This window comes from Schaalia sp. JY-X159, assembly GCF_014525425.1.
Taxonomy (GTDB): Bacteria; Actinomycetota; Actinomycetes; order Actinomycetales; family Actinomycetaceae; genus Scrofimicrobium.
The window spans coordinates 1-25,336 of the sequence record NZ_JACEXI010000008.1; the positions used below are offsets into that span (position 1 = coordinate 1).

At 56.3% G+C, this 25,336-nt stretch carries 20 protein-coding genes and 1 pseudogene; 11 read left to right on the forward strand and 10 right to left on the reverse strand.

The genetic code is table 11. The features are described from left to right. Positions 1-903: IS3 family transposase (locus IDL90_RS10920; protein WP_187995430.1), on the forward strand; the 903-nt coding region annotated here is incomplete at its 5' end. A 22-nt stretch (positions 904-925) separates the two neighbouring features. Then, a pseudogene (locus IDL90_RS10925) lies at positions 926-1,132 on the forward strand (transposase); the annotation flags it as partial. Here IDL90_RS10925 and IDL90_RS10930 read toward each other — a convergent pair. The 4 genes from IDL90_RS10930 to IDL90_RS11615 form a co-directional block, all read right to left on the reverse strand. Continuing rightward, positions 1,124-1,495, reverse strand: coding sequence for an acyltransferase (locus tag IDL90_RS10930; RefSeq protein WP_223175322.1), 372 nt, complete (start codon positions 1,493-1,495; stop codon positions 1,124-1,126). The pseudogene IDL90_RS10925 and the gene IDL90_RS10930 sit on opposite strands and share 9 nt — an antisense overlap. A 641-nt stretch (positions 1,496-2,136) precedes the next feature. Beyond that, positions 2,137-4,227: an RNA-directed DNA polymerase gene (locus IDL90_RS10935; RefSeq protein ID WP_187995432.1), complete on the reverse strand. Its 2,091-nt coding sequence runs from the start codon at positions 4,225-4,227 to the stop codon at positions 2,137-2,139. Beyond that, entirely contained in the window at positions 4,215-5,615 is a 1,401-nt protein-coding gene (locus tag IDL90_RS10940; protein ID WP_316930327.1) for a reverse transcriptase domain-containing protein, read from the reverse strand. The genes IDL90_RS10935 and IDL90_RS10940 overlap by 13 nt, the downstream gene beginning before the upstream one ends. Positions 5,616-6,489: 874 nt before the next feature. Beyond that, positions 6,490-6,621: a hypothetical protein gene (locus tag IDL90_RS11615; RefSeq protein ID WP_262509171.1), complete on the reverse strand. Its 132-nt coding sequence runs from the start codon at positions 6,619-6,621 to the stop codon at positions 6,490-6,492. 231 nt (positions 6,622-6,852) lie between these two features. Here IDL90_RS11615 and IDL90_RS10945 point away from each other — a divergent pair, with 231 nt between their 5' ends. Further along, positions 6,853-7,677, forward strand: coding sequence for a hypothetical protein (locus tag IDL90_RS10945; protein WP_187995436.1), 825 nt, complete (start codon positions 6,853-6,855; stop codon positions 7,675-7,677). Positions 7,678-8,028: 351 nt separating this feature from the next. Then, positions 8,029-8,334, forward strand: coding sequence for a hypothetical protein (locus tag IDL90_RS10950; RefSeq protein WP_187995438.1), 306 nt, complete (start codon positions 8,029-8,031; stop codon positions 8,332-8,334). 57 nt (positions 8,335-8,391) lie between these two features. Here the strand turns inward: IDL90_RS10950 and IDL90_RS10955 are convergent, their stop codons facing one another. Both IDL90_RS10955 and IDL90_RS10960 read right to left on the reverse strand, forming a co-directional pair. Further along, positions 8,392-9,990, reverse strand: coding sequence for an N-6 DNA methylase (locus IDL90_RS10955; protein WP_187995440.1), 1,599 nt, complete (start codon positions 9,988-9,990; stop codon positions 8,392-8,394). Positions 9,991-10,176: 186 nt separating this feature from the next. Continuing rightward, positions 10,177-11,442: a protein kinase domain-containing protein gene (locus IDL90_RS10960; RefSeq protein WP_187995442.1), complete on the reverse strand. Its 1,266-nt coding sequence runs from the start codon at positions 11,440-11,442 to the stop codon at positions 10,177-10,179. 563 nt (positions 11,443-12,005) lie between these two features. On the opposite strand from IDL90_RS10960, the gene IDL90_RS10965 reads away from it, so the two are divergent. Continuing rightward, entirely contained in the window at positions 12,006-12,329 is a 324-nt protein-coding gene (locus IDL90_RS10965; RefSeq protein WP_187995445.1) for a DUF6602 domain-containing protein, read from the forward strand. Positions 12,330-12,370: 41 nt separating this feature from the next. Beyond that, positions 12,371-12,772, forward strand: a complete 402-nt coding sequence (locus tag IDL90_RS10970; RefSeq protein ID WP_187995447.1) for a hypothetical protein — start codon at positions 12,371-12,373, stop codon at positions 12,770-12,772. A gap of 418 nt (positions 12,773-13,190) precedes the next feature. On the opposite strand, the gene IDL90_RS10975 is transcribed toward IDL90_RS10970, so the two are convergent. Then, a complete protein-coding gene (locus tag IDL90_RS10975) occupies positions 13,191-13,991 on the reverse strand; it encodes a hypothetical protein (RefSeq protein ID WP_187995449.1) in 801 nt (266 codons plus the stop codon). 421 nt (positions 13,992-14,412) lie between these two features. On the opposite strand from IDL90_RS10975, the gene IDL90_RS10980 reads away from it, so the two are divergent. The 5 genes from IDL90_RS10980 (at position 14,413) to IDL90_RS11000 (ending at position 20,569) form a co-directional block, all read left to right on the forward strand. Beyond that, positions 14,413-15,702 carry a nucleotide sugar dehydrogenase gene (locus tag IDL90_RS10980; RefSeq protein ID WP_187995451.1) on the forward strand — a complete coding sequence of 430 codons (1,290 nt, stop codon included), beginning with the start codon at positions 14,413-14,415 and terminating at the stop codon, positions 15,700-15,702. A 53-nt stretch (positions 15,703-15,755) separates the two neighbouring features. Next, a complete protein-coding gene (locus tag IDL90_RS10985; protein WP_187995453.1) occupies positions 15,756-16,871 on the forward strand; it encodes a DegT/DnrJ/EryC1/StrS aminotransferase family protein in 1,116 nt (371 codons plus the stop codon). A gap of 3 nt (positions 16,872-16,874) precedes the next feature. Then, positions 16,875-17,882, forward strand: a complete 1,008-nt coding sequence (locus tag IDL90_RS10990) for a Gfo/Idh/MocA family protein (protein WP_187995455.1) — start codon at positions 16,875-16,877, stop codon at positions 17,880-17,882. A gap of 119 nt (positions 17,883-18,001) precedes the next feature. After that, positions 18,002-19,222 carry an oligosaccharide flippase family protein gene (locus IDL90_RS10995; protein ID WP_187995457.1) on the forward strand — a complete coding sequence of 407 codons (1,221 nt, stop codon included), beginning with the start codon at positions 18,002-18,004 and terminating at the stop codon, positions 19,220-19,222. 84 nt (positions 19,223-19,306) lie between these two features. Further along, complete coding sequence (locus IDL90_RS11000; RefSeq protein ID WP_187995459.1) at positions 19,307-20,569, forward strand: glycosyltransferase; 1,263 nt, start codon at positions 19,307-19,309, stop codon at positions 20,567-20,569. A 194-nt stretch (positions 20,570-20,763) separates the two neighbouring features. Here IDL90_RS11000 and IDL90_RS11005 read toward each other — a convergent pair whose 3' ends face one another. The 3 genes from IDL90_RS11005 to IDL90_RS11015 all read right to left on the reverse strand — a co-directional run bounded on the left by IDL90_RS11005 (position 20,764) and on the right by IDL90_RS11015 (position 25,336). Next, positions 20,764-21,801: a hypothetical protein gene (locus IDL90_RS11005; RefSeq protein ID WP_187995461.1), complete on the reverse strand. Its 1,038-nt coding sequence runs from the start codon at positions 21,799-21,801 to the stop codon at positions 20,764-20,766. 164 nt (positions 21,802-21,965) lie between these two features. Further along, on the reverse strand, positions 21,966-23,234 hold the full coding sequence (locus tag IDL90_RS11010) for a glycosyltransferase (RefSeq protein WP_187995463.1): 1,269 nt from the start codon (positions 23,232-23,234) through the stop codon (positions 21,966-21,968). A gap of 731 nt (positions 23,235-23,965) precedes the next feature. Further along, positions 23,966-25,336: a phenylacetate--CoA ligase family protein gene (locus tag IDL90_RS11015; RefSeq protein ID WP_187995465.1), complete on the reverse strand. Its 1,371-nt coding sequence runs from the start codon at positions 25,334-25,336 to the stop codon at positions 23,966-23,968.

Below are 25,336 nucleotides of genomic sequence, written 5' to 3' on the forward strand. Positions count from 1 at the left end.
TACATCGATATGTATAAAGATCGTTTCGGGGTCGAGCCGATCTGTCGCACTTTAGGTGCTACAGAGGGTGGGTTCATCACTTCCAGGGGTTACCGTGCCGCTAAGACCCGTCCCATCAGCGACCGTGAAGTACGCGATCGCCAGTTGATTCCAGTGTTGTGTGAAGTTCATGCCCGTAACTACGGGGTGTACGGCAAACGCAAAATGTGGAAAGCCATGGTACGTGATGGGTGGGAGATCGGTCGGGAACAAACCGCCAGACTTATGCGCCAAGCCGGCCTTCACGGAATCCGCAGGGGCCGCAAACCCGTAACCACCTGCCCTTCTAGGACTGTTGATGAACGCCCTGATCTAGTGGACCGTAACTTTGATGCCACTGCTCCTAACCAGCTATGGGTGGCCGACATTACCTATGTGAGAACCACGTCTGGGTTCTGTTACACCGCATTCGTCACCGACGTGTTCTCCCGCAAGATCGTAGGCTGGTCAACCAGGTCAACGATGCGAACCGAAGACCTCCCCTTGGAGGCGTTGGAACATGCGTTGATTGCTGCTAAAGACCAAGCCCTTCAAGGCCTAGTCCATCACAGCGACAGAGGCAGCCAATACGTGTCGATTCGTTATTCTGAACGTTTGGAGGAAGCCGGAATAACCCCCTCAGTTGGGTCACGCGGGGATGCTTACGATAATGCCTTAGCCGAGACCGTCAACGGTCTTTACAAGGCCGAGCTCATCTTCGCCAGGCCTGCATGGCCCAGCGTCACCGAGGTCGAGTTCGAGACCCTCAAATGGGTGCACTGGTGGAACCACAACCGCCTCCACGAAGCCCTTGACTACCTGACCCCAACCGAATACGAAACAAACCACTACAACACCCATGCCAGAGCAAAAGCCCTAGCATAAACAACGGAACAAAACCTGGACCGTCTCACGAACGCTACACAAGCGCCGCAATGACATCCTGGCCTACTTCACCCACCCCCACTCCTCCAACGGACCAACCGAAGCCATCAACGGGCGCCTCGAACACCTCCGCGGCATAGCCCTAGGATTCCGAAACCTCCAAAACTACATCCACCGCAGCCTCCTCCACACCGGAGGATTCAAACACCACCTACAGTCCCTATTGTGAAGAGCCCACATACAGCGCCGTTGCGGCTCCCCCTCGCCACACCTGCCCCATCAGCAACGGCGGGTAGAGAACCGCCGCCAACAGAAGTGAAACGACGAGGACGAAGAACGAGGCCGGCAGAATCCGCCTCACCCTCTTCGCATAGAAGTCCGCAAACGGCACCCGCCCATACCGCTCAATGGACCCGAGCAAATGTGACGTAATCAGGAACCCCGAAATCACAAAGAATATGTCGACACCCACATAGCCCCCGGGAAACCAAGGTAGGCGGGCGTGATACAGCAACACTGCCACCACAGCAATTGCACGCAACCCCTGAATATCTGGCCGAAAACGGGTCTGCGAAGGGGAATGTCCACTCACGAAGACATATTAGATCCTGTGCGGACATAGGCGTGACTGGTGGCCAACGGTGGGCATGGGTGCCTGCAAGCAGACTGTCTCGAACCTCAATCGAGTCTGACCGCGTCCGACAACCTAGAAGCAACGTGGGCAATCGGTCAAGCTACGCCATCGTCGCGCTCGCCCGCCACCGGCACGGTATCCTCAACACCATGCTTCGATGCGGCAGCCGTTGCGATCTTCTTGAGGCCATCCTCATGGTTCAACAGAACAGGTCAACGGCCCCGAAAACAGGAACCCAGACAACGGCCGCGGTAACCGTCAGGGTAGGCAACTAGATCCAAGGCGCGTTGCCCACCAGCCCAGTAGCTCAGCACCACCAAGACCACTTCGGTATGCGCCAAATTTACGGGTTGAGCCTACTTCTGCTTCTTGGTGCGGAGGTCGAATAGCGGTTGAGTTGGCTCAGCCAGACCCCTTTAGGGATGGTGTTGAGGAGCCGGAGCTGACCTTCGTGCACCTGAGCCGTCCCCGACTCCTCAAAGACTCAGCGGGGATACCTCACATGCGTCCGCATCCGAGGCTAAGCGCACCAAGTCACTTCATTGTGTGAGCCACGGTGGAACTCCACCGTCGCGCAAGACGAACTTGCGCAAGCACAATCAGTATACAAAGTGTGGTTGCTTTTCAACCATTGCAGTATCGAAATCAATCTCTCCCCACTCGAATCCGAGTACAGAATGACTCTTCTCTGCCTCTAAGGCCAACTTGCGAATCATCGGCTTTCTCTTGCCATCAGACTGGTCACCACCAAGCAGTTGTTTCCCTATGAGCTCCAAGACCCAAGGCTTTGATAGCAAACTCTCCTTCTCTTCAACAGCCAAGAAGGGACATGAAAGGACCGCTAGCAGGTAGAGCTCCTGCGCACTATGTGATGCAATCTTCGGACCTGGTATGTACTCACTGGCGAGCAGGGTATCTCCGATACCATCAAGTTTCTCGAGTAGATCAGGAGACACAGATGCCTCAACCATGGTTTCATGCTTCATCATGCTCAATGCCAGGATTAGTCCTGAATGGTCCCCTCGGGCATGCATCGCGCCGTCGAGATGCTTCAGCAGTTCTCTCCTGATTGATGGATCGCGGTTGAGCGAGATGTCGCACGCGTTGGCCAATGAGAGGAAGTAACATATCTCTGGACCCGCGTACGGGACACGTGCGAGTCTGCTAACGGTTTTGCGAACCGTAAACCGGGCATACTCTCTGACCTGCTGTGTCGCTCTGCCAACGTCAAGGGCGCCCTCTTGGACCAATGCTGGGGCCAGATAGTAGCGTCGGATCATGCGGATAATTTTCGTGGCATTTGGCACGGATGGACGCTCGAGATATTGTGCACAAGCGCTCTCTATGAACGGCCACACGTGATCTAGCAGAGCTTTCAACTGATCGGAATTTGTGCATTTCGGAACTTGCCCGTCAAGGAAGCTCCCGACTGCTCGCTCAACCTGTGACAGCCCACTCCCCGTTAGGTCGAAGCTTGGATCCGCCGATAGCAGCACTTCCTTGAGCCGTATCCGCATGCTCCGCTCGTCAGACCTCGGAAACTCGCCCTCCTTCGGCAACTGGCTAGCGAGATACTCCTTAAGATTCTCGCGGTTCAGAGCCACTGAGGCAGAAAATGGGGTCTCGAAGTCTTTGGTCTTGTTCGGATTGACGACTAGACCCAGTTCGTTCAACGACTCTTCAATAGCCTTCTCCACCGTGCTCAATGTTTGCTCTTCATCTGCGAAGAGAAAATAGTCATCCATGTATCTCAAGAACTCATAATGCTGCCTAGGCAATTCCCCTTTATTGCAAGCCCTTCGGATCACAACGTCGACGTGGCCAAGAACAACTTCTGCAAACACTCTTGAAGCCTCGGGCCCGACGGGGATCCCATGGGTCTCGCCCCAGTTTGAACTCTGCATGACGATGTCGAAGCATTTTCCAAGGGTGCTCTCGCCACGCCCACTTCCCAAATGGAGCTTGCTCATGTACTCATTGCCCACAAACCATTGAATACTGTGCGTATATAGCGACGGGAAGCAGTTGGACACATCCATTCGACGCATAATCTGCCATCGGGATTCCAGCGCTGCCCACTTGTTCGATTCGAAGAACTCCCCCATGAACGAGTAACGGTAATACCTAAAATACGAGGTGAAGTACCGCGTGGTTGTGCGCGTTGTCGCCGTGCGAGCGGTTGCGTGGCCGCTCCGCTCCCGAATGCGCAGAGCTCGACCAACCGGTGCCCGCGATCTAGGAACTCTCAGGGAATTCTGATTGCCCCTTAGCGTGTAGAGAATGACGTCGGAGTACCTAAAGTAAAGGTGCGCAAGCGCCAACTGGGATCCGATGGCAAGAATGTCAAGTGAACGAGTTCGGTTGCGGTCTCTACGAACCCTGATGTGCGCAGGCGCATGCCATCTTAGGTTTTCCAATGAGAACTCAAACCTCTTAGGATTTCTGTCAGAGAGCTCCAGGTAAGAGGCAGCGTCGTCACCCTGCGGCGGCTTCGCATCTGCAAGGATTGCAACCAAAGCATCAAGAGTACTTGCGATACGAATTGAGACAGTCGCTTCATTGACACCGATGAGATGTTGGTCAAACCATCTGTAGAGCCAATGAGTTGACATTTCGAGCGGAATCTCAAATGGAAGACAGTCAGTGAGCAGCGCCCTGAGTGGTACGGCTTTGGATTTTACGAGCTCCATACCAACTCCTTGATTTCACGGTATCGCGGAACATCTGAGACTGGAATCGGCTGTGCCGCCAGCACCCTCTCAGCCGATCGAAGATTTTCCACGAGGGCATCGACTGCCCTACGAGACTGAGCAGGTTGCTGACAATGCTTGCAGAGGGCGGGATGTGTGGTCCCAAGATCGGCGAGAAGTTTCCCTTGCACCTCCTGCACTAGGGCCCTGCTCCCTCCGACGAGCTGCGAGAACCTCGTCCCGTTACCCTTTTCGACGAACCGTGCACTATAGGCAAGTCCGGAGACTACTCGTGAGTAGGACATGGTTGAAACATATTCATGAGGAAGCATCAAGACCTCGACTTGGCGAGTGAAGAGCTCGACTTCATATGCGGAGGCCCAGCAGGTGTCGCCGGACAGGGCCCGCAACTTGATGCGCCCCAAGGCTGCTTCGTATCGGTCTGCCTTAGAGCCACTCAAATCTAATCTATCCATTTTGGTTTTCCCATCGCTGAAATGGAACGAGTAGCCCAAGAAGTCAAATTCAGTTGGTTGATCGTTGGGATGCCGAATCTGGGTATGCCGCTCGGTATCCGATGATAGCTTGAGGCCTGCATCCTTAAGTTGCCGCTGCACTTGGCGCATAATCTCATCGCCAGATTGCCTGTCGGATGAAATGAGAATATCGTCGACATACCGAACGTAGAGTCCGATGCGGGAGTGCTCACGTGCCCACAGATCAAGATTCTCGAGCGTGATCTCTGCCAAAGTTGCAGATATGGGGATCCCTGCCGGAATCCCGTATCCCTCAGTGCCAACTGCTTTCTCGTAGCTCGCTAGCAACGCGTCCACATACTCTATGACGAACGTTGGGACACCCAAATGCTTCCGAAGCTTCATCTTGATGTATTCGTGGCTGATGGAGGAAAAGAACTGACTTATGTCAGTGCGAATGAGAAACTGTCGGCTAGGCGGTGTCAATGAGTGGAAGTAGTCTCGTGAGGTTCGGATGCACTGGTCCCGGCTTGGTATATGAACTTGGAAGAATCGTCTCAGAAGCAGTGCAATATACCGATCGAGGTATTTGTTTATTGGATCGGCACATTTGAACTCTGTGATTAAGCGTTGGTCTGAATTAATGTGGAATTGTAGTCTTGTGTCCCAGTCTCCCGTTACGATTCGCTGGGTAACAGCGTCGCATAGTAGTTCCAGCTCGCAAGTCTCGCTCTGCTCTTTTAGTGACATGTAGGTTGAGAGTTCCTGTGTGTACTGAACGACTTTCTCAGGGCGAGCTCGCACCAGACGGTTTCGAGCAGCATCAAGCTTGTCGTTCAAGTCTGAGTAGATCTCCGCGTACTCTGGAATGGGCCTTTTTCTTCTATGGTCGGACCAAACGATCCTTCTCATATCAGCGGTTGTTGGAAGATTGTCGCGCAACTCGCACACCTCTCCGCGGGTACTCCCAGGCTGCTACCTAATGTTCGTAGGAACTGGTGTTGTGTTCTTCTTAATGAGTGACAACAGTGTCAACGCCCAGCCTATCCCTGCTGCTCACCCGTCGCATGTTTTGACGCGGAGCCAACCCCACCGCGAATGAAGAGAAGCTATATCCCTAGCAGATGACCTGAGCTCGTGCCCTTGGCCAGATCATGGCCAGGTTTGGACGTACCGGGCTGACTCCTCCGGGCGACTCCGGACCTCATCGTTCTCAAACCTAGGACCCTATTTCACTCGCGATGACAATTTCGATAGCAACGCACCATTGAGGAGCTACCGCAAGCGCATTGGTCTGAGGTGCTGACAGACGCTGACTTGTCACGCACTCTACGGGCTTCTGATCTGCCTCGACGAGGGAGGTTGCTTATTGGCGTCCAATCTCCATGTGTGACGAGTAATCCGCGCTCCAGACGTATTCTTCAAACCACGCGTTGCAAAACCCTGGGAACCCAGGCGAACGGTGGCCATCGAGCTCCCGTCTGGGCCCATTTGAGGCTCGTTGCCTGGGTCTTGTAGAAAAGCACGCGCACTTTGGTCGAGTTATAGCGTGCCGACCTTTGTCATCGAGGTGGGGAAACGGCCTCGAAATCCAAGTCGATTGGACCAGAATGCCAGTTCTGCGAACCCAGCATTGCGCGTATAGATCGTGTCAGTCAGCCGATCTCAGACCGCCAGTCATCGGCCGGCAGAAGATCTACCCGGGTACTCTTTCTCCACCCGTTCCTACAGAGAGGTATTGGTCCCAGGCAGGTAGCGTCGGTGCACGTCGCACCGGTCCATGCCCCTACTTTCTCTTCTTGCCCTCGCGTTTCGCCTTCTCGAGGCGCTCTTTGAGCTTTGCCTTCTCATTGAGATGCTTTGCTTCGGTTCGTAGCTCTCGCGGACTGCGGTTCTTGGCACCCGGCGTTCGACCCATTGTTGACCTTACCCTTCAACTTCTTGACTCATTTCCGCCATTCTGCCACGAATGCGCGAACTCGGAACCCGGTTATGACTCGGTCCTTTAAGGCGTAACTCAAACGACCGGTAAGAGAGGATCGTTACGACGAGCCACAACGAGCACTCCGTATTCAGTCGAAGTCCGCTCCCCCGTCTCAAGCCAGATACACCCCATCGCTAATAGCATGGTGCTAAACAAGGAGATGGTATGACTTGGAAACCAATCGATGCACCAGCGAACTTCAACGACGTCTTGGCACCTGGCATACCTCCGTGGATGGTCCGGCCCTTGAACGACTGGTACTCGCAGCACGGTCTAGGGGACTTGGCGGCCGCTTTCGATGCTGCGGCAAGAAATGCTTCGCTCTTGAGTACTTATTCGACCTACTCCTTCGCGAGTCTCCTCACGCGTATGAGTGAAGAAACCGTTATCAGTTATCTTGATTTTATTGTGTACGCGACATCTGCGTTCACCGAGAACCTTAAGAATTTCTTCGACCCCACCGCAGCTGACGATCTCGATAAGATTCTCAGACTGTGTGGCTCCGAATGGCGTGTAGGTGTGCGCGATGGCCAACGGGGACTAGAGCGTCGAGTCCCTTCGGGCGTGCAACTCGCCGCAGATACCGTCATCGCACAGCATGCGAGTGCGGGTGACCTGCTCGCTGATGCATGGCACGCAGCCTTTGGGCGGACGCCCAACCTTGAAGAGGCCTACAGCAGGGCAATCAAGGCAGTAGAGGCTGCAGCAATCCCGCTTGTGGAGCCGAAGAACTCGAAAGCAACGCTAGGAACAACCATACGCACCATGCGTGATCAAAGGGGCTGGTCACTCCTGTTGGCCGACGTGGAGACTCAACCATTTCCTGACATGATCCTTGAGATGATGGTGACTCTGTGGCAAGGCCACTCGAGCCGCCACGGGGCAAATGGCTACCGCAAGCCAACGAACAGCGAGGCCGAAGCAGCAGTCATGTTGGCGGTTCCGCTAGTGCATTGGTTCAGCACAGGAGCAGTTAAGCTGCGCAAATGAATGCCTGGTAGAGGCACGCTCGGACGGAGCGCCGAGCAGGTCGGCTAGGGCGCAATCCTCGAGGACACATGGTCGGACCTATGACGCCGCCCATCGCCTCTACCGGTTATTTGCCTCTCTTTTTCGCGGCGCCGTCCCGGCTTTGGCTCAGATCCACCTGCTGGGCATCTCCTCACTGATCCCCTGCTTCCGAGATCAACGTGCTAGCGCCAGCAAACGCGGTGACCTAGACATCAACACCTGACTGCACAGGCTCCGACTGACATCGACGAACACCAAGAGACCCGCACGAACCACCTTTCCAAGGACTAAGATAAAAGCGTTTCGACTTCGCAGAGCTTTGGAGGCTTCATGTCAACCGACGAGACCAAGCAGCAAGTACTCAATCAGCTAACCAGTATTCTGGGCATCGCTCCAATGTCCCTGGGAGTGGGCTCCAGCATCCCGAGCGAGTTTTTCAGAACAGCAGCCACAATCGTTGGGGTTCGTCAAGGCTCCATGCCCGAGATCTGCGAGGCTATCGTCACCAAAGCTGGCATGCCGTACGACAGGAAGCTCTTTGATTCGCGAGAAACCGAATCCGGTGGTGGATCAACTGTCACATTGGAGGGAATGCAGGCCCTTCGCAGTGCGCTGAAAATCGTTCTTACGCCGTAGGCCATAGGGCCACTCAGCGGCAATTACCGCGTCTCGCCTAGTTCAGCACACTTCCAACTAGCGCAGGTGGTGGCCACTGAACATATCCGGGGCATAGATCAGATCTAGGTCCCGAAGGCTGCCGCTGGGCATCAGCGCCTCGTTCAGTGCCTGCACGAGTTCGCGCGGGTGCCTGACGTTCTCATTTGCACGCCCCGCGTTCATCTTCACCACGACGTTCTCGCGTTCCGAGTCCCTTAGTCGTCCGACGAGGTCGGCAGTTGGTTCCGCATGGTCCGGTATGGGAACGGAGAACAGCACGCGTCTCGGCAAAGAGATTCCACCGTCTAAGGCGCGCCACCAAAAATACGGAATGCTCGAGTTGAGTACTAGGGCCGCTAGATCCCGGTCACGCGAAGTACGAAAGTTCAAGATCACTTTGGAGCTTCTCACCAACTCCATATAGGTAGCAGAAACGTAGTACCTCGGTGTCAGGGGCACTTCCAGACGAAACTCCGTATCTTCCTTGGCAACCAAGTCGCTCAGGTGGTTGCTCACCTTCCCGAGTTCTTCCCAGGCTGCAAGCATCTGAGGAGCAATCTTGACCCACTCGCCATTCGGACCGACTCTGCGAGGTAACAGGAGTTCTGAGCATCTCTCGAACATCGTCTGACGGGACCCCCTCTGCCATCTGATGATTGGAGTTACCCTCCACTCACCACTTTCCGGAAGGCAAACCATGATTGCAGCGCGCACGAAGTTCGTTTTCGACGAGTTTGTTGACCCGAACTTAAACCCGCGAAAAAGTGTGTCTGGGACATTATCAAAAGCGTAAATGTCCCCACCACTGCAGTCTCTATCGAGTACACGCCTGAGTGACTCGAACTTGGGCGCAGACAAGTACGACGCGGGAGTGACCGCGATAAACCCTTTTGTGCACTCAGCGATCCGCTCAATGAAGAAGGCGAACATGTCCTTGCAATCTGCAGTCTCGTAACCTTCGGGTGCAGAAGCACGCGCATACGGAGGATTAGCAATCGCAAAGTCGACCATAGGCAGATCGACCTTGGTAAGAAAGTCTCCAACAACCGCTCTACCAGCAAGTCTGCACACCCCGTCAGAATCACCGGGCGCCAAGAAATTAGCAGCTATTAGTGCGACAGCAGACCGAACTGCTACGACATCCAGATCCATGAGAACCAGCCGACTCCGGGTGAACTCAGAAGGATCCTCTTGGGCGTCCGCTAGATGCCAGGCAAGATTCCCAATGCCACAGCAAGGATCCATCCATACGCCCCGCGGGAAATTTGAAGATTGGGCAGCCATGAACCGCGATGCATCATCCGGAGTAAAGAACTGCCCCGATGCCCGCCTAGATGCCGGATCGATCTGGGCTCGTAGCGCCTCGTAGCAGACACCGATCTCCCCTATAGAGAGACCATCGAGTAAATCATCACCGTCGGGCTCCGCACACAGCACACCAGTTAGGGAATCCGCGATGTCGGGACGGTGCCGAGTTACGAAAACCGCCACCGACGACAGCCACGCCTCCAGAGGGTTCGAGCCTTCCTTGGCTAGCAGAGAGCGCACGACCCCGTTCACGCGCAGTACTGATGCCCGCTGTGCAGCCCGGTCGTAGGCTTCGGCGTTGCCGTCCCCCTGAAGTGATGAAGCCAATGTGAAACGCCCAGTCGGTTGAGAAGAACCCACTTACAAACAATCCATCTTATCTTCTGCAACACGACGAGGGCGCCCAAGCCCCCAGTCACGCGCAATCCAGGAGACTTCGGGCAGCGTGTTCGGTTCGGACACCACGTGAGGAACAACTGCAACACCCACCAACCTCACTTGAGCCAAGAAACCCTACGAGCCGGCTAGGTCTTGCACCAGCGCCGTTCTTCGTTTGGAGGGGAAGCGGTAACCAGCCATCTCGGAAAGGAACTCCCATGCCCCAGCCTCGTGTATCGCACCCCGCATCGTGGTCTGGTCGTCATGGCTCAGCGTGTCAAGGAGCTCAAGCGCCTCCCGAGCAGGAGCAAACTGGTGAATATCGGCGATTCCTCCAAAGACAGAGACCGCAAACGCATGAGCACCTTTGTCCCTAGCTCTGAGGAGACGCCCCAGCACCTCAATAGAAACGATCAGAATTGGATCTACGATTCCTGCGAAGGAAACATTGTTGTGATCATCAACTAGGCCTTCAATGGCAACTGTAAGTGAGTCCACTATCCCCTGTGGGTCCGCGTTCCACCATGCCTTCACTTGCTGAGGTAAAAGCTGGGCGAGAGTCCTTAGATCGCTCTCCTTTCGAACCGCCGGGTGCAGAGATGCCGCGACCACTTCCTTATAGCGACCCTCGGCAACCAAGGATCCAATACTGGACTTGCCCGCAGCGAGTTGGTCTCGACATGCCCGAGCGAACTCCTCAAGTGATTGGTATCTCCGATCAGGCCGCTCCGTCGTCGCGCGCGCAAGGGCATCACCAATCCGGAGCGTGTAGATCGCTTCGCGGCTGAGACTTGCTATATCTCTACCAGACAGCAGCCATCCGAGAATCAGTGCGGCCGAGTAGACGTCCGCTGCAGGAGTCACACGGTGCGCGTCGCCCCTCTGCTCTGGCGCCGCCCACCCCTCGGTTCCCAGAAAGAAACCTGTTCGAGTCAAGTCAGAGGTAGTCATGCCCACTGGTTTTCTAGCTATCCCAAAATCTGCAACAACCCAACGATCACCCTCGGCATCGCTCAGTCGGAGGATATTCTGCGGCTTAAGGTCTCGGTGGACCTCTCCGTCAGCATGGAGGTCCGCGAGTGAGTATGTGATCGCGTCCAGCACCTCCAGTGCCATCTCCAACGTGGTGGGACGCGTAACTTGAGAGAGATCGGAGGTCGCTACAGGCATGATGTACCAGGAGTAGTCGTCTGCGTGATCGATAACAGGGATGGTGTGCCGCCCAGCAGCCTTCTTTAGAGTCTCTACCTCATGTGCGAACCGCTTGAGAGCATGATCGCTGTCAAGTGGAGGTATTTTGGCAACATAGTCCACTCCCCCCTTGTCGACGAGACAAACCCGCGACATGTTCGAGGCGTGCAATACATCCTTAAACTCGTAATCATCAGGCAACATGCTCATCTCTCAATACGTCAGACGCCTAGACCCCTTGAATGGCAGAGCTCTCAGGGCTTCCTCGAGGTCAAACTCGCCCGGCGTTTGGCACTTGTCAGGCGACGATGATTCCAGCATAGGATGTCCTCTCACGCCCTGCGGCAACAGTTGTGTGGCAATAGGAGCGGCCACTGTGTAATGTGCTAGATCCCCCGCCCGCCGTGGGCTAGCTTCGGCTACTAACAACGTCGAGGATGAACGGGGCGTTCGACCTCCACGGCGCCACTGTTACTCCGAACTTCCAGACCAGCTCATCAACAAAAGCATGTAGTGCACCGCGACCACAGCTTTCGCCCGCAACCCGTGAATACCTGGCCGAAAATGGGTCTGCGAAGGGGAATATCCACTCACGATGACATATTAGGTTCTGTACGTGCAGTGCATGACAAGTAGCCACAAGTGGGCTCGGGTGCCTGCGGGCACACGCCTTCGCTAGGCGGCGGACACGTTTTGCACGTGCTCACACACATTTGTTCGAGGGCGGATCGCAACTCGCCAATCGGGCTCTCTTCGCCAAGTAGAATGTCTGAATGGACCTTGCGAACCTTTGGCACGAAGTTCAAAACCAACTACTGTCTGAGCTCGCCCAAGCGCGGGCTGGCCTGACCCACGCAGGTAGCAAGGGAACGGCAAACGAGGAAGCCGTAACCAGGCTCCTGAGAGAGCATCTTCCCGACTCCATCGGCATCACGTCCGGCCAAATCATCGATACTCAAGGCAATTCGAGCAAGCAAATAGACATCATCCTCTATGACGCTTCACGCGCCCCCATAATCTACACATCGGCGGACAAGACTACCCAGGTGTTACCGATCGAGGGGTTATCGCGGCGGTCGAGGTTAAGACCCGTGTGACCGTTAGCGATGTACCTTCCATCCTTGCAAACATGCAATCGGTGAAGAAGCTGAAACGCTATGCATATCTTCCTCAGAGTCTCACCGCGGTCTTCAACCTATACGGACAGTCCTTTCCACACTTCCCCACCGTCTATTCCCTATTCGCCTTTGAAGTTGAAAACCTAGAGAGCTTTGGTAGCGCGCTGGGGGAATCAACCATTCTGGATCCAGTAGACCAGCGTGTCGACATGGCGTGCCTTCTCAACAAGGGCGTGCTACTCAGTGCAGATCAGGCTGCGGATCGATACACACCCACCCCCACACCGTCAAACTTGCTCGGGATCTACAACACTGACAACGCACTCATGCTTTGGTACATCTTGCTATACCAGGTGCTCTTACAAGCCGAGCAACCCCCAATCGACATGTCGCAATACCTCCGAAGGGATTTCGCGTTCTAGTCTCCGACGCCGGAAAACGCGCAGCAAAACCAAGGTTCAAGGCACCTCTACCCGCATCACTCTGCTGTGAGAGCACCGCCAGGTTGGTCAACGGAACTGAGACTAAGCAGGGAACTATTAGGCATGGCCCGTCTTTCTGACGCTTCGTAGGCGGTGACGGAACGCATGATTAATGCCTCTCGCAGTGTTGGCGCATATGGCGTAGAGAACAACGAACAAGACAGTTCAACAGTCTTCGCTTGAGATCGTCGTTGCGCCGGACCTGGTCCAGCGAACTATGGCCGAAAACTTAGACCCGACTGAGGTAGCCCAGCCCGCGTTTCTGTGGTCTCGCGGACTTCTTCGATGTGGGGCACCAAAAAAACCTTGGGCCCTGCCTGCACCGAAGGGCGACTCCCGCCGATACGGACCGCAACGTTCAGTCGGGCTTTCGAGAAAGTCGTTTGGGTTCTATTTGAGCGGGTCCATCTGCTCGTGGAAGGACACTAGCCAAATTGGCTAACGTCTCTTCCCCGAGCTTCGATGGATCGGTTACCATTCCGGAGAGCAGCTCGTGCACCTCATTGGGTGGCAACTCAGCAATCCGCATCTCGATTTCAGAAACGTCGTTCACGCCGATGATATCCGCGTTTCGAACCATCCTGATTTGTTCCTCACTGAATGCCTGTGCGGCCATGGCTGCGAGGTAGCGGGCTTCAGCTTCGGCTGCTGACATCTTGGGTCGGGACACAGCTACAGTCGCCTCTGGTGCTGAGTCTTTGGGCCTTTTGCTCAGCTGCTCAATCTCCTCCCTCAAAGTTCGTATCTCGAGGATTAGTCTGTCCCCCTTAGACACTCTTCCTGACCGTAACTGACCCAGCCGTGCATGCTGTTCTTCCACGAACGGGCGCACAGAGTCGGCCCACCACCTTTTGACATGCGGCTTTGCCCGCTCGATCCCTTCCTGAAGGAACACGACCAGTACCGCGCTGACAACCTCAGCGAGCTCCTGCTGTTCTGGCGACAGGCGCCGCTCCTCAGCCGGCACATAAACGTTCTCCGTGACGTTGTCCGTGATAGGCACCGTCCTCAGCTCTGGCTCTTTGGCAGGAATGAACCGCGCACTTCCTTTCAAGCGGCCGTCTTCATCAAATAGGTTCTGATGGAGCCCACCTTCTCTCTTGCGCCCGGGCGTAAGATCATCATCGTCCCACTCATAGAGACCCCAGATACTTCCCATATCCCCATGGTACCTACTCGCCGTGCCTCTTCCGGTTGATTCACAGCCGGGTACTCGGTGATTGTGTAAGCCGGCCCCGGACACGAGCGGTGAAAGCTCCAGCCCGGGTCACTCCTTTTGACACATCACTTGCGCTACGATCCCAGCTCACCCCGCTGCGCTCGATGCGTGTGTTTAATCCGTGACCAGAACTCGTAGGTCCGTCTCCCGATTCGATTTCCCGCCCTAGGAGTCGTTGGTGATCGCGGACCACCCTATCTCGACGCGCCTTAGAGCTGGGAGCCAACCATGCGATGCCAATGGCTACAACACCCTGTACCCAACCCCACACCCCCAGCCCCAAGACCCACGCCCCTAACCGCCATAAGCTAACTACCAGGCACCCGTTATGCCACCAGCAACCGGCCCCCGGAGGAAAAGCGTGGAAATAGCAGTAATCGGCATGGGCAAGATCGGCCTCCCCTTGGCGGTCCAGTTCGCAGACGCCGGCCACCACGTCACCGGTGTGGACGTCAACCAGGCCACCGTCGACCTCATCAACAAGGGCGAAGAGCCCTTCCCCGGCGAAGCCCACCTCCAGGACAAGCTCTCCCAACTCGTCCCCACCGGCTCCCTGACTGCCACCACCGACTACGCCGCCGCCATCCCCGGCGCCGACACCATCGTCATCGTCGTCCCCCTCTTCGTGAACGACGAGACCTGGGACCCCGACTTCGCCTGGATGGACCAAGCCACCCGCTCGCTGTCCGAACACCTCACCCCGGGCACCCTGGTCTCCTACGAAACCACTCTCCCAGTCGGCACCACCCGCAACCGCTGGAAGCCCATGATCGAACAGATCTCCGGACTTACTGAAGGCGACGATTTCCACCTCATCTTCTCCCCCGAACGTGTCTTGACGGGCCGCGTCTTCGAGGACCTCCGCAAGTACCCCAAGCTGGTCGGTGGCCTCTCCCCCGCTGGCACTGCCAAAGGAATCGAGTTCTACGAGGACGTCCTCCAGTTCGACGACCGCCCCGACCTTCCCCGCAAGAACGGCGTCTGGGACATGGGCAATGCCGAGGCCGCGGAGATGACCAAGTTAGCCGAGACCACCTACCGCGACGTCAACATCGGCCTAGCCAATCAGTTCGCCGTCTACGCCGACAAGGAAGGCATCGACATCAACAAGGTGATCGACGCCTGCAACTCCCAGCCCTACAGTCACATTCACCGCCCCGGCATCGCTGTTGGCGGTCACTGCATCCCCGTCTACCCACGTCTGTACCTCTCGACCGACCCTGATGCTTCTGTGGTCCGTACCGCCCGCCAGTTCAACGCGGGTATGCCGGCATACGTTGTCGATAGGGTCGAGGGCGTTCTCGGTTCGCTCGAGGACGTTGACGTCGTGGTTCTCGGCGCTTCCTACCGCGGCGGCGTGAAGGAAACGGCCTTCTCCGGAGTCTTCGAGACAGTCAACCAACTCCGCAGCAAGGGCGCCAACGTGAAGGTTCACGACCCCATGTACTCGGCAGACGAGTTGGCCCGCTTCGGATGGGATGCGTACGCACTTGGCGAGCCAACGACCGCGGTCATCGTCCAAGCGGACCACAAGGACTATAAGGAACTCGCTGCCGAAGACTTCCCCGGCATCAAGCTTCTATTCGACGGCCGACGTGTCACCAACCCTGACAACTGGCACGGCACACCCCGCCTAGTCATCGGCGAGTAACCCACCATTAACCGAACTTCACAACCTCTAGTAACAACGCGAAAAGAGACAACATGAGTAATGAGCCTAGTGTCCTAGATTTTATTCCACCTGCTAAGCCGATTATTGGTGAGGATGAGGTTGAGGCTGTTTCGGCTGTTTTGCGCTCGGGCATGGTGGCGCAGGGTCCGCAGGTGGCTGCTTTTGAGGAGGAATTCTCGGAGGCGCTGGTTGATGGGGTGTTTGCTGTTGCGGTGAATTCGGGTACTTCTGCCTTGCATTTGGCGCTTCTTGCGTCGGGTGTTGGTCCCGGTGATGAGGTGATTGTTCCGTCGTTTACGTTTGCGGCGACGGCGAACTCGGTGGCGATCACTGGTGCGACTCCGGTGTTTGTTGATATTGAGGAAGACTATTTCTGTATGGATCCCTCGGCTGCTGAGGCGGCGATTACGGAGCGTACGAAGGCGATTATGCCGGTGCATTTGTATGGTCACCCGGCTGCCATGGGTGAGTTTGAGGCGATTGCTGATAAGCATGGGATTGCTTTGTTTGAGGATGCCGCCCAGGCGCATAATGCGTCTTTGCATGGTCGTAAGGTGGGCACGTTTGGTTTAGCGGCAGCGTTTTCCTTGTATCCGACGAAGAATATGACGTCGGGTGAGGGGGGCATGATCACTACCGGTAGTGAAGAGGTAGCGCGTCGGGCCCGTATTTTGCGTAATCAGGGGATGGCGAAGCAGTACGCCAATGAGTTGGTTGGTTTGAATAATCGCATGACGGATATTCATGCGGCGATTGGTCGCGTCCAGCTCGGTAAGGTTGGGGGTTGGACCAAGCAGCGTCAGGATAACGCTAAGTTCTTGTCGGAAAACCTTCAGGGCGTGATTGTTCCTCCGGTGGCTGATGGTGCGGTGCATGTGTATCACCAGTACACGATTCGTGTTCCTGAGGGTCGTGACGCGTTTGTTGAGACCCTACGTAATGAGTACAACGTGGGTTCGGGTGTGTATTATCCAATCCCGAATCATCGCTTGCCGTCTTTGGAGAAGTATGCTCCCGGTTTGGATCTGCCGGTAACTGAGCAGGTTGCCAAGGAGTGTATTTCCCTACCGGTGCATCCCTCCTTGTCGCAGGCTGATTTGGAGCGGATCGTCACGGCTGTGAATGAGACTGCGAAGGCTGGAGCATAACCAATGAGTGAAACCGTAAAGCAGGCCCCGTTGCGGGTTGGTGTGTTGGGGATTGGTTCCATGGGGCGTCACCATGTGCGTAACGCCCGCGCCCTGGACGGGTTTGAACTAGTGGCAGTGGCCGACCCTTCCGGTGACAGGTTCGGTGTCGCTGGTGGGTTGACGGTGCTACCGGACGTGGAGTCCCTCATTGAAGAGGGTCTGGATGCAGCCATTGTGGCGGTCCCAACCGTGTATCACGAGGATGCGGCCTTGAAGTTGGCGGCTGCTGGCGTTCACACCATGATTGAAAAACCCCTCTCTGGCAGTGTGGAATCAGGGGAACGTATCGCGAAGGCTTTTGATGAGGCGGGCCTAGTTGGTGCGGTGGGGTATGTGGAGCGTTGTAACCCGGCCCTACTGGATATGCGCAGGCGTATTGCTGAGGGCCAGTTAGGTGAGGTCTACCAGGTCGTCACCCGCAGGCAGTCCCCCTACCCGGCGCGCATCAGTGACGTCGGTGTCGTTAAGGACCTGGCCACTCATGATGTTGATTTAGCCGCCTGGATTGCCGGGTCACCCTATGAGTTGGTGTTCGCTCAAACCGCGCACCGCTCCGGCCGTGAGCATGAGGACATGGTTACCGTGTCAGGCCGCTTCCAAAACGGGGTACTGGTCTCTAACCTGGTGAACTGGTTGACCCCCTTCAAGGAACGCCTCACCGTGGTAACAGGTGAACACGGCGCCCTGGTCGCGGATACCGCCCTGGGAGACCTGACGTTCTACGAGAATGGGTCCTTCCCTGTCGAGTGGGACCAGATCGCTGCCTTCCGCGGTGTCTCTGAGGGCCAAGTGACACGTTACGCCCTACAAAAGCGTGAACCCCTAGCCGTGGAACAAGCCAACTTCCGTGACGCCATCAACGGTGAAGCAGCCAACCACGTCACCATGGAACAAGGCCTCCAAGCACTCAAAGTCACCGAAGCCATCCTCGAAAGCGGAAGATCAGGACAAGCAGTAGAACTCGGCTGACACCGTGCAAATCCTCATGCCTCCCGTAGCATTCACTAACGATTCAGTAAGGACGGGTCTTGGACCACATACGATCCTTTATTAAGCGCTTCGCAGGTTCCGGAGTGATGCTACGCCGAGTGGCCACCCTACTCTCCGGTACTACTATCGCCCAGGTCGTAACCTTAGCGATGACGATCCCGCTCGCGCGGCTTTATGGTCCCGAGCAGTTTGGCTTCTTCGCCATCATCCAATCGGTGGTGGCCGTGGGAGTCACGATTGCTTCCCTGCGCTACGACATGGCGATAGTACTTCCAAAGACTGACCTCGAGGGTCGGGTCGTGCAAAAGCTGGCTTCTCGGTCAGTCCTTGTGATGTCTCTGCTCTTCTCGCTGGTCCTCCTTGCAGCTAGCGGTTTGGTGGCAGCAAAGTACAGTAGCCAGCTTCTCGCGTACTCCTTGGTGGCAAGTGGTCTGGTTGTCTATACAACTGCTCAGATCGCCAACCGCCAATTCTGGCTAACCCGCAAGACTCGGTTCGGCGTAATAGCTTCCAACCGCGTCATCGGATCAGTTTCCACCGGCGTTTTCCAGGTGCTGGCAGCCCTCTTCACCCGAAGTTTTCTTGGACTGCTTGTGGGTCTAATCCTCGGGCAGATCCTTACCCTCATCCTCGTGAACAGTAGGGTCCCGGACCTGCGAAGCCCTATCCACGATGGAGCGCCGTCGACGCTGGATATGGCCCGACGGTATAAGAAGATGCCGTTACTGAACGGACCTAATGCAATTCTTGATTCCGTTCGAACTGCTGGAATCAATGTCCTTATCGGAAACATTGCCGTTGCCGGACTTGGGCAGTACTCAATGGCCTATAGAGTTACGGGGGCTCCGGCGGGCCTTATCAGCGGCGCAATCTCTCAAGTCTTCCTCCAGAAGATGTCCGTTACGGTACCAGGGGAAATGACGAAGCTGGTTCGCTCAGTACTAATTCGGATAGGGTTCGTCAGCCTCCCTGCGTTCACGATTCTCTACTTCGCGGCCCCCTGGTTCCTTCCCTTCCTGTTCGGACGGGAGTGGATGCAATCGGGGCTACTCGCACAGGCCCTCATTCCTTGGATCTTCATGCTCACATTCACGTCTCCTCTGTCCAACCTCTTCATTGTCGCGGAGAGACAAGGGACGCTTCTGGGGTTCGCGGTGTTGTACGCCGCCGCACCACTGACATTCCTCACCCTAGCGCCGTGGGGACTCGTGCGTACGGTTCAGGGACTGGGCCTCGTAATGGCTGGTTGCCTGTTGGTAATGCTGGCCCTAGCGATTCTAGTTGCAAGGGGTTTCGATCGGCGTCCACATCACGGCTAGCTATACCCCGTGGAACATGGTTCGCCCTGCGCCAGCGTGCCCGTATAGTGGTTTCCGTGACCTCGGTAGACGGAGTGATTACAAATGTCGGATCATAAGGGAACGCTCATAATGCTGACCAACCAGTTCCCAGACTCCCGAGGGGACTCCACGTTCATATGTAATGAGATTGATGGACTCGCTGACCACTTCAACCAGGTTTTGATCTGGTCATATGACACTCCCAGTGGCCCTCTTGTGACCGTGCCCGAGAATGTGAAGTACATGGGGCCCATGAGCCAACGCTCCACAGGCTGGCTTTCGAGTCGGATGCATGTCGCGCACTCCGTTTCCTACTGTCTCAAGCTATTACGGGACGACCTAAAGCACCGATCGGTGCCATCGCCGACCCAATGGGCGAGGGCTGTTGTGCACGCCTTGCGGGCGTCCTCCGCGGCCGTAGTCATTGAGAATCACCTGAAGAAAGTCGGTATTCCTCTCAGTGAGACCTATCTTTACGGATTCTGGGGCATGAATGGGGGACTCCCTCTTGCCCTGCTAGGCAGCTCTTCAAAGGGCTCTTGCGTCCGTCTGCACGGATACGACATTTACGAAGAGCGTACACATGGCTATATACCGTTCCGTCATCTGATGTTCGAGAATGCCGATCTCGTATTTCCCATCTCCAGCAACGGCGCGCAGTACCTAGCGGCACATTACCCGGGTTACAGGAACAGAATCTCGGTCCAGCGGCTAGGAACGAAAGACCATGGTGCTGGAGTCGGTGCGAGCCGCGACGTTGCGCGAGTTGTGAGTTGTTCAAGCATCATTCCACTGAAACGAGTGCCTCTGATCTTCGAGGTACTAGCGGCCGCAGCCGCAGCCGCCCCATACCCGCTCGAGTGGATCCACTTCGGAGGAGGCTCTGGTCTAGAGGAGGTACGGAAGCTAGTAACCACTACGGCACACCCCAATCTGCTAGTCGACCTTCGTGGGCCCGTCCCAAACGCGGAGCTAATGGACTTTTATTCCAGAACCCCCGTAGATGCGTTCATCAACTTGAGCGAAACCGAGGGCGTCCCCGTGAGCATAATGGAAGCGATGTCATTCGACATTCCAGTGGTTGCGACAGACGTTGGAGGCACCCCCGAACTCTTTTGTGCCGGTAACTCTACCGGCGTGCTACTGCCTGCTTCTCCGAGCGCCAAGAAGGCGGCGGATGCAGTGCTCGAGGTCATCGAAAAACGCGAATCATATAGCCCTCGATCTCGGTGGAAAGACCTCTGCGACGCAGCGAATCTAACCCGGGTCCTGGCGGAAAAAATCTACTTTACCGGTGAAGAACGTCAGCGCGAGGAGCTCCGCTAAAGGAACTGACGATTCACCCATCGGCGTCGCCCAGGATCTGCAACCGGGCCGCGGTCCGGCAGGCCAGCTCCGACGTCACCTAGCGTAGCAAACCGTTGGCGATCGTTGGCGGCCATCTAGCACTTGATTCTTGCGACGGCTCACCCACTAACACCATCTTCGAAGATAGAGGCGCTCTCACACCAATAGCCGCGTCAGGCCCAGAAACGGATCCAGTCGATCCTCAACCAGACACCCCACGAAAGGAACATGGCCACAACGTACGCAAACACCAGCGGAATTCGATAGGACGACCCGAGCCTTGTGATTGCCACGATGATAAACGGCAAGCCCAAGGCAATGTATCTCCCCGGGTATCCCCCCCAGAGCACGCCCAGGAGGGCCATGATCAATAGGATTGTCGAGGCACGCCCATCAAAGGTCTTTACCATCGAGCGCCAGTCCACCAACTGAATTAGGAGAACGAGTAGCCAGATCGCTATGTAACGGAGACTTAGATCTGAAAGATATCCTTCGGCCCCGTACCTCCGGTCCCCTGCGGCCCCAAGCAGTAGGTCGCGTGCAGGTCCCGTAACCACAGCAAAAAGAACACCGGCAGCCGCCGTCATAATCAGAGCAGCCTGTGGACCTGACCGCTTCAGAGACCGGCCGGCTAGGGACGCGGCAATCGCGATGCCCACATAGACAAACGCTGCGGTGTGAATAAGAAGCCCTGCGACCACGGCGAGCCACCAAGTGCGGACCTTTTTGCAACGGAGCAGGTACCCCACCGAGAGCAGGGCTACAGCGAGCGCTCCGCGCATCTGTGAGAAAACCAGGTCAATGAAAAGTGGGTTTATCAACAGCAGGAGATATGCGGGGGCTTCGGCCCTAAGGACCACGAGCGCTGCCACGAAAATAGCAACAGCCGATATCCCTAGAAAGACACCATCTACCGAAAGCCCGAGGGTCGTGACAGCAAAATCCAGAAGCCAGCCCCACAAGACCTCATTGGTGAATAGACCAGCAAGACTCGTAATCGAAGATAGGTCTCGAAGAACTCGCTGTTCCTCAATCTTTGTCCGGTAGACCTCGCGGTCCAACATTGGCAGGCCGTTTGCTACCTCGAATATCTGTGGCCACGGTATCAGAACCACTACGACGGTGAAGAGTAGCGCCCAGGTAACCAAGCTCCGAGCGCGCATCGTCGGCCTGGCACGCGCTACGGGCCTCAAAGCACCGACCTCTTCCATAGGTCCCACTATAGAAGAGTTGACGCGCGGTGCTCGGCGGAGGTACGCCATAAGTGGTGTCTATCATCGGTGAGATGCCACCCACCTGACGCTGTGACCGACCCTGGCTGAAATGCGCGCTCAGTTCGATGCAGCGGCGACTGTGCACACTTTCTCAGCCGTGACTAGTCGTTAGTGGTCTCAGCGGCGCACACTAGTCTTTCGAGGCTCTCCAACATTCGCAGGCTCTGCGTTTCCCGGGTGTGCTCCAGCGAGTCGACCCTGCCGTGGTATTTGACCGCACCTGTTACGGATTTTTCGTGCGCAGCGCCGAGAAGGAACTCGACGATTTCCTGCGGATCCGAGCTCACGAAACCCAGGTCCCTGTCACGAATCAAGTCCGGCGCCTCACCCTCTGTAAGACCAATGCAGAGGATGGGTCTCTGCGCTCCTAAGTACTCAAAGAGCTTCCCGGTCAGGACGCCCTTCTCCCTCGGATGACCGCCGAAAATCAGAAGGAGAACATCCGACTGCACCTGGGCTTGGACCGCGTCCACATGGGATACCCGACCTCGGAACTCTACGGAATCGCTTACGCCAAGCTCCTCTGCTAGGGCCCGCACCTCGTGTGAGTCCGCGCCGTAGAACTCAACGCGTACACTCAAGTCAGCCCGGGTGTCGCGGAGCCGTCGGATGGCTTGGAACAAAGGTGTCAAGTCATAGAGGCCTGCATATATAGTCCCAACGTATCGGATGACGAGCGCCTTTTCAGTTGGTGCGTACAATGCTCCTTCAAAATCGCGGGGCTCATACCCGTTCGTGATGAGAACTGTCGGAGTACCGGTCTTACTCTCGAGCAAGTCAACCATCGGCTTTGTAACAGCTGTGAACAGCGATGCATATGATCTCATTGCGCACTCGAAGCGTAGCGTCAACCATTGCCTAGGGGAGACTCGAGTACCGCCAAAAGTCCCCCGATCAGAAATGAGGTCACGGTAGTCTACCACTAGTGGTACACCAAACGATTGTGCAATGCGACGTGCGGGTGCGAGCGCGCTTACTGGACCGACACTGACGACCACAACGTCCGGCTTCCAGGGCAGGCGCAGCGGAGTGAACAGTGTCCTGGCAGACCACATCACGTGTCGGTCAGGCCACAGAACGCTTCGAGCAACTGATTGCAGCCCACTGAGCACCACCTGCTTTGCTGACCCATGGCTGCTCGAACGCACCCTCGCAGCTCCGCTCGTGGAGGCCTTCCCGAGCGGGTCCTTGATCCTCTGTACTGATATCCCGGGGTTGAGTGGTTCTTCGAGACCGAAGATTGTCGGTTCACGAGTGATAACGTGAACGTCGTGGCCTTCTCGGGACCAATACTCTGCGAATTTGGAAGTGCGAACCGCCCCGATAGAGTTGTGAGGAGCATATGGCGCTGCAAGGATTAAGATACGCATACTGCAACGTACCTGATGGGCCGACAGATTGCTGCGCCGACGGGCCGTCAGGGATACTATCTGAGCAGCTCAGCGTTTGACATGCTTCCAGATGTGCGGATTCAGTTAGCTCCCCCAAAGCGACAAAAGTGCTTAGGCGATCCAGGCTGGCGCCCTACCCCGGACTCGATGAGACCGGCAACGCTAGCTGTGGCTCGAAGGCCCACTGAACGGCCGTGTCGGGAATGACCAACGTGAACGCCGCAGACACAGATGACATTGTCCTGCCAGATCTCGAGCCACCTCGAGATGCTAGTTGGATCAGGGGAGTCAAAGCGCGAGGCAGGAGGACGTCCCGCTCATGGCGCTGGGGGCACCCAACCAGGCGTGGCACGTATTTCCTCTCTCCGAGATCCATGAAATCCCTAGCATCTACCTCGCTCTGGACATCCCCACTCAGCCAGTACTCGCGGGTTGCATGCTTCTCCGCTGCGACCACCCTGGTCTCCGCGCTGGGGCGCAGCGGACGTTTCGCGCGCTCGACAAAAGTCCAAGCACACCTCGCGGCAACGCGTCCTCCGAGCCCGAGGGGAGTCCCCTCGGGCTCGGGTTCTCACGGGATCGGCGTTACGCGCGGCCAGCGCCAACATTGAGCGACACCGCATCACCGCGATTGGCTTTTGGGCAGCTCAGCATCAGAAGGGGCCGTGTTGCTCGCAAACAACGCGCACGATGGTCTCGTGTCGAGGCCTTCAACCTGCCGAAACACGATTCACGATCAGCCTGTGTTTACCGGACGGAGCCCTCAGGATGTTCTCGACAACTTCCACTGTCAGTCGACTTTCGGGTCCAAACTTGTGCTGGAACTCTTCTCGCAGCAACGCCTCATGCTCCGCTCCGTAATGTTCCGGATCGACCTCGAGGAGGATCTTAACAGCTTCCACGCGATCCTGGACCAGCTGTGCGCGGATCACCACATTAGGCAGGTTCTTGAACAGGTTGGCCACGTTCCCACCATTGATCTTGGCCCCATCTGGGCGGTACAGGAAATCATCGTTCCGTCCTTGTATAGAGACCACAGTCGGACTCTCAATCCCGCATCGGCAGACAATATCGGGCCCGAGCACCATGGAGTCACCAATGGCGTACCTAATCAGTGGGGTGCCATGCGTAGTAAAACTCGTGACCAGGACCTCGTCAGAATCTTCGCTCCTACGCTCGAACACACCTGTTCCGGCTTCAATGTGCAGTGTTCCAAACTTGCACTCGGTAATGAATGGTGCGCCTTCAGACGAGGCGTACTGATCGTAGACCTTGGCACCAAATGCCTGTTCAAGAAGTTCCCGACCGGAGTCAGTCACCGTCTCCGACGTTGGAAAGATGGCAATTGGGCGAAAATCTAGCTTGATGTCGTTGCGGAGTACATAGCTGGCGACATCGACCATCGATGTGAAGAATCCATCCAACGCCTGCGGTTTGAACTTGTTGAGGCTCGCCACGTAGCTTGGCAAGTTTCCCTCGGTTATGTGGAATGTGGAGTAGAGCATCTGGCGTGAGGCCGCGTTGTAGCGCCAGAAGACGCGTTTCTTGCTGTTCGGAGGGACAATGTGCTTGCCCATGAAGGTCGCTTTTCGCATCTTGCGGTTCTCAAACCCGTTGCGCGCCTTGAAATGGTCAAGCTGGGCCATTCTCTCCATGGAGTCCCTGGGCGTACTCCTCACAACTAAGGATTTGCCCGTGGTCCCGCCGGTGTGTCCCTCAATCGACCCCTCACGAGAGACGGTATACGCCTGCTCTATGTGGGAGCGCAACAACTCTTTCTCGACCACCGGCAGGTTGCCGAGGTCCGCTGGAGTGCTGACGGCGCTGAGGTCTAAGCCCTGGTAGAGTACGCGATAGAACTGGCTATTCTCATTAGCGTGGGCAATGAACCCTCTTAGCCGCATGTCGCGGTACTCGAGCTTCCTCTCTAGTGGCCAAACGTCGAACTCCGCGAGGAAATCGCGATAGTCCCAGTAGTCCTTACCGTAGCGTTTCCGATTCTTCTGCAGCCCTGAACCAGTTGTCATCACATGCTGTAACCAGACCGGAGAACGGTCGTAAACGTTCTGGAGCGAAACCAT

What these genes read in the sequence shown, in the direction of transcription:
- IDL90_RS10935 (WP_187995432.1), bottom strand. Translation starts at nt 4,227, where the DNA reads ATGGAGCTCGTAAAATCCAAAGCCGTACCACTCAGGGCGCTGCTCACT.
- IDL90_RS10940 (WP_316930327.1), bottom strand. Translation starts at nt 5,615, where the DNA reads ATGAGAAGGATCGTTTGGTCCGACCATAGAAGAAAAAGGCCCATTCCA.
- IDL90_RS11615 (WP_262509171.1), bottom strand. Translation starts at nt 6,621, where the DNA reads ATGGGTCGAACGCCGGGTGCCAAGAACCGCAGTCCGCGAGAGCTACGA.
- IDL90_RS10945 (WP_187995436.1), top strand. Translation starts at nt 6,853, where the DNA reads ATGACTTGGAAACCAATCGATGCACCAGCGAACTTCAACGACGTCTTG.
- IDL90_RS10950 (WP_187995438.1), top strand. Translation starts at nt 8,029, where the DNA reads ATGTCAACCGACGAGACCAAGCAGCAAGTACTCAATCAGCTAACCAGT.
- IDL90_RS10960 (WP_187995442.1), bottom strand. Translation starts at nt 11,442, where the DNA reads ATGAGCATGTTGCCTGATGATTACGAGTTTAAGGATGTATTGCACGCC.
- IDL90_RS10965 (WP_187995445.1), top strand. Translation starts at nt 12,006, where the DNA reads ATGGACCTTGCGAACCTTTGGCACGAAGTTCAAAACCAACTACTGTCT.
- IDL90_RS10975 (WP_187995449.1), bottom strand. Translation starts at nt 13,991, where the DNA reads ATGGGAAGTATCTGGGGTCTCTATGAGTGGGACGATGATGATCTTACG.
- IDL90_RS10985 (WP_187995453.1), top strand. Translation starts at nt 15,756, where the DNA reads ATGAGTAATGAGCCTAGTGTCCTAGATTTTATTCCACCTGCTAAGCCG.
- IDL90_RS10990 (WP_187995455.1), top strand. Translation starts at nt 16,875, where the DNA reads ATGAGTGAAACCGTAAAGCAGGCCCCGTTGCGGGTTGGTGTGTTGGGG.
- IDL90_RS11000 (WP_187995459.1), top strand. Translation starts at nt 19,307, where the DNA reads ATGTCGGATCATAAGGGAACGCTCATAATGCTGACCAACCAGTTCCCA.
- IDL90_RS11005 (WP_187995461.1), bottom strand. Translation starts at nt 21,801, where the DNA reads ATGGAAGAGGTCGGTGCTTTGAGGCCCGTAGCGCGTGCCAGGCCGACG.
- IDL90_RS11010 (WP_187995463.1), bottom strand. Translation starts at nt 23,234, where the DNA reads ATGCGTATCTTAATCCTTGCAGCGCCATATGCTCCTCACAACTCTATC.
- IDL90_RS11015 (WP_187995465.1), bottom strand. Translation starts at nt 25,336, where the DNA reads ATGGTTTCGCTCCAGAACGTTTACGACCGTTCTCCGGTCTGGTTACAG.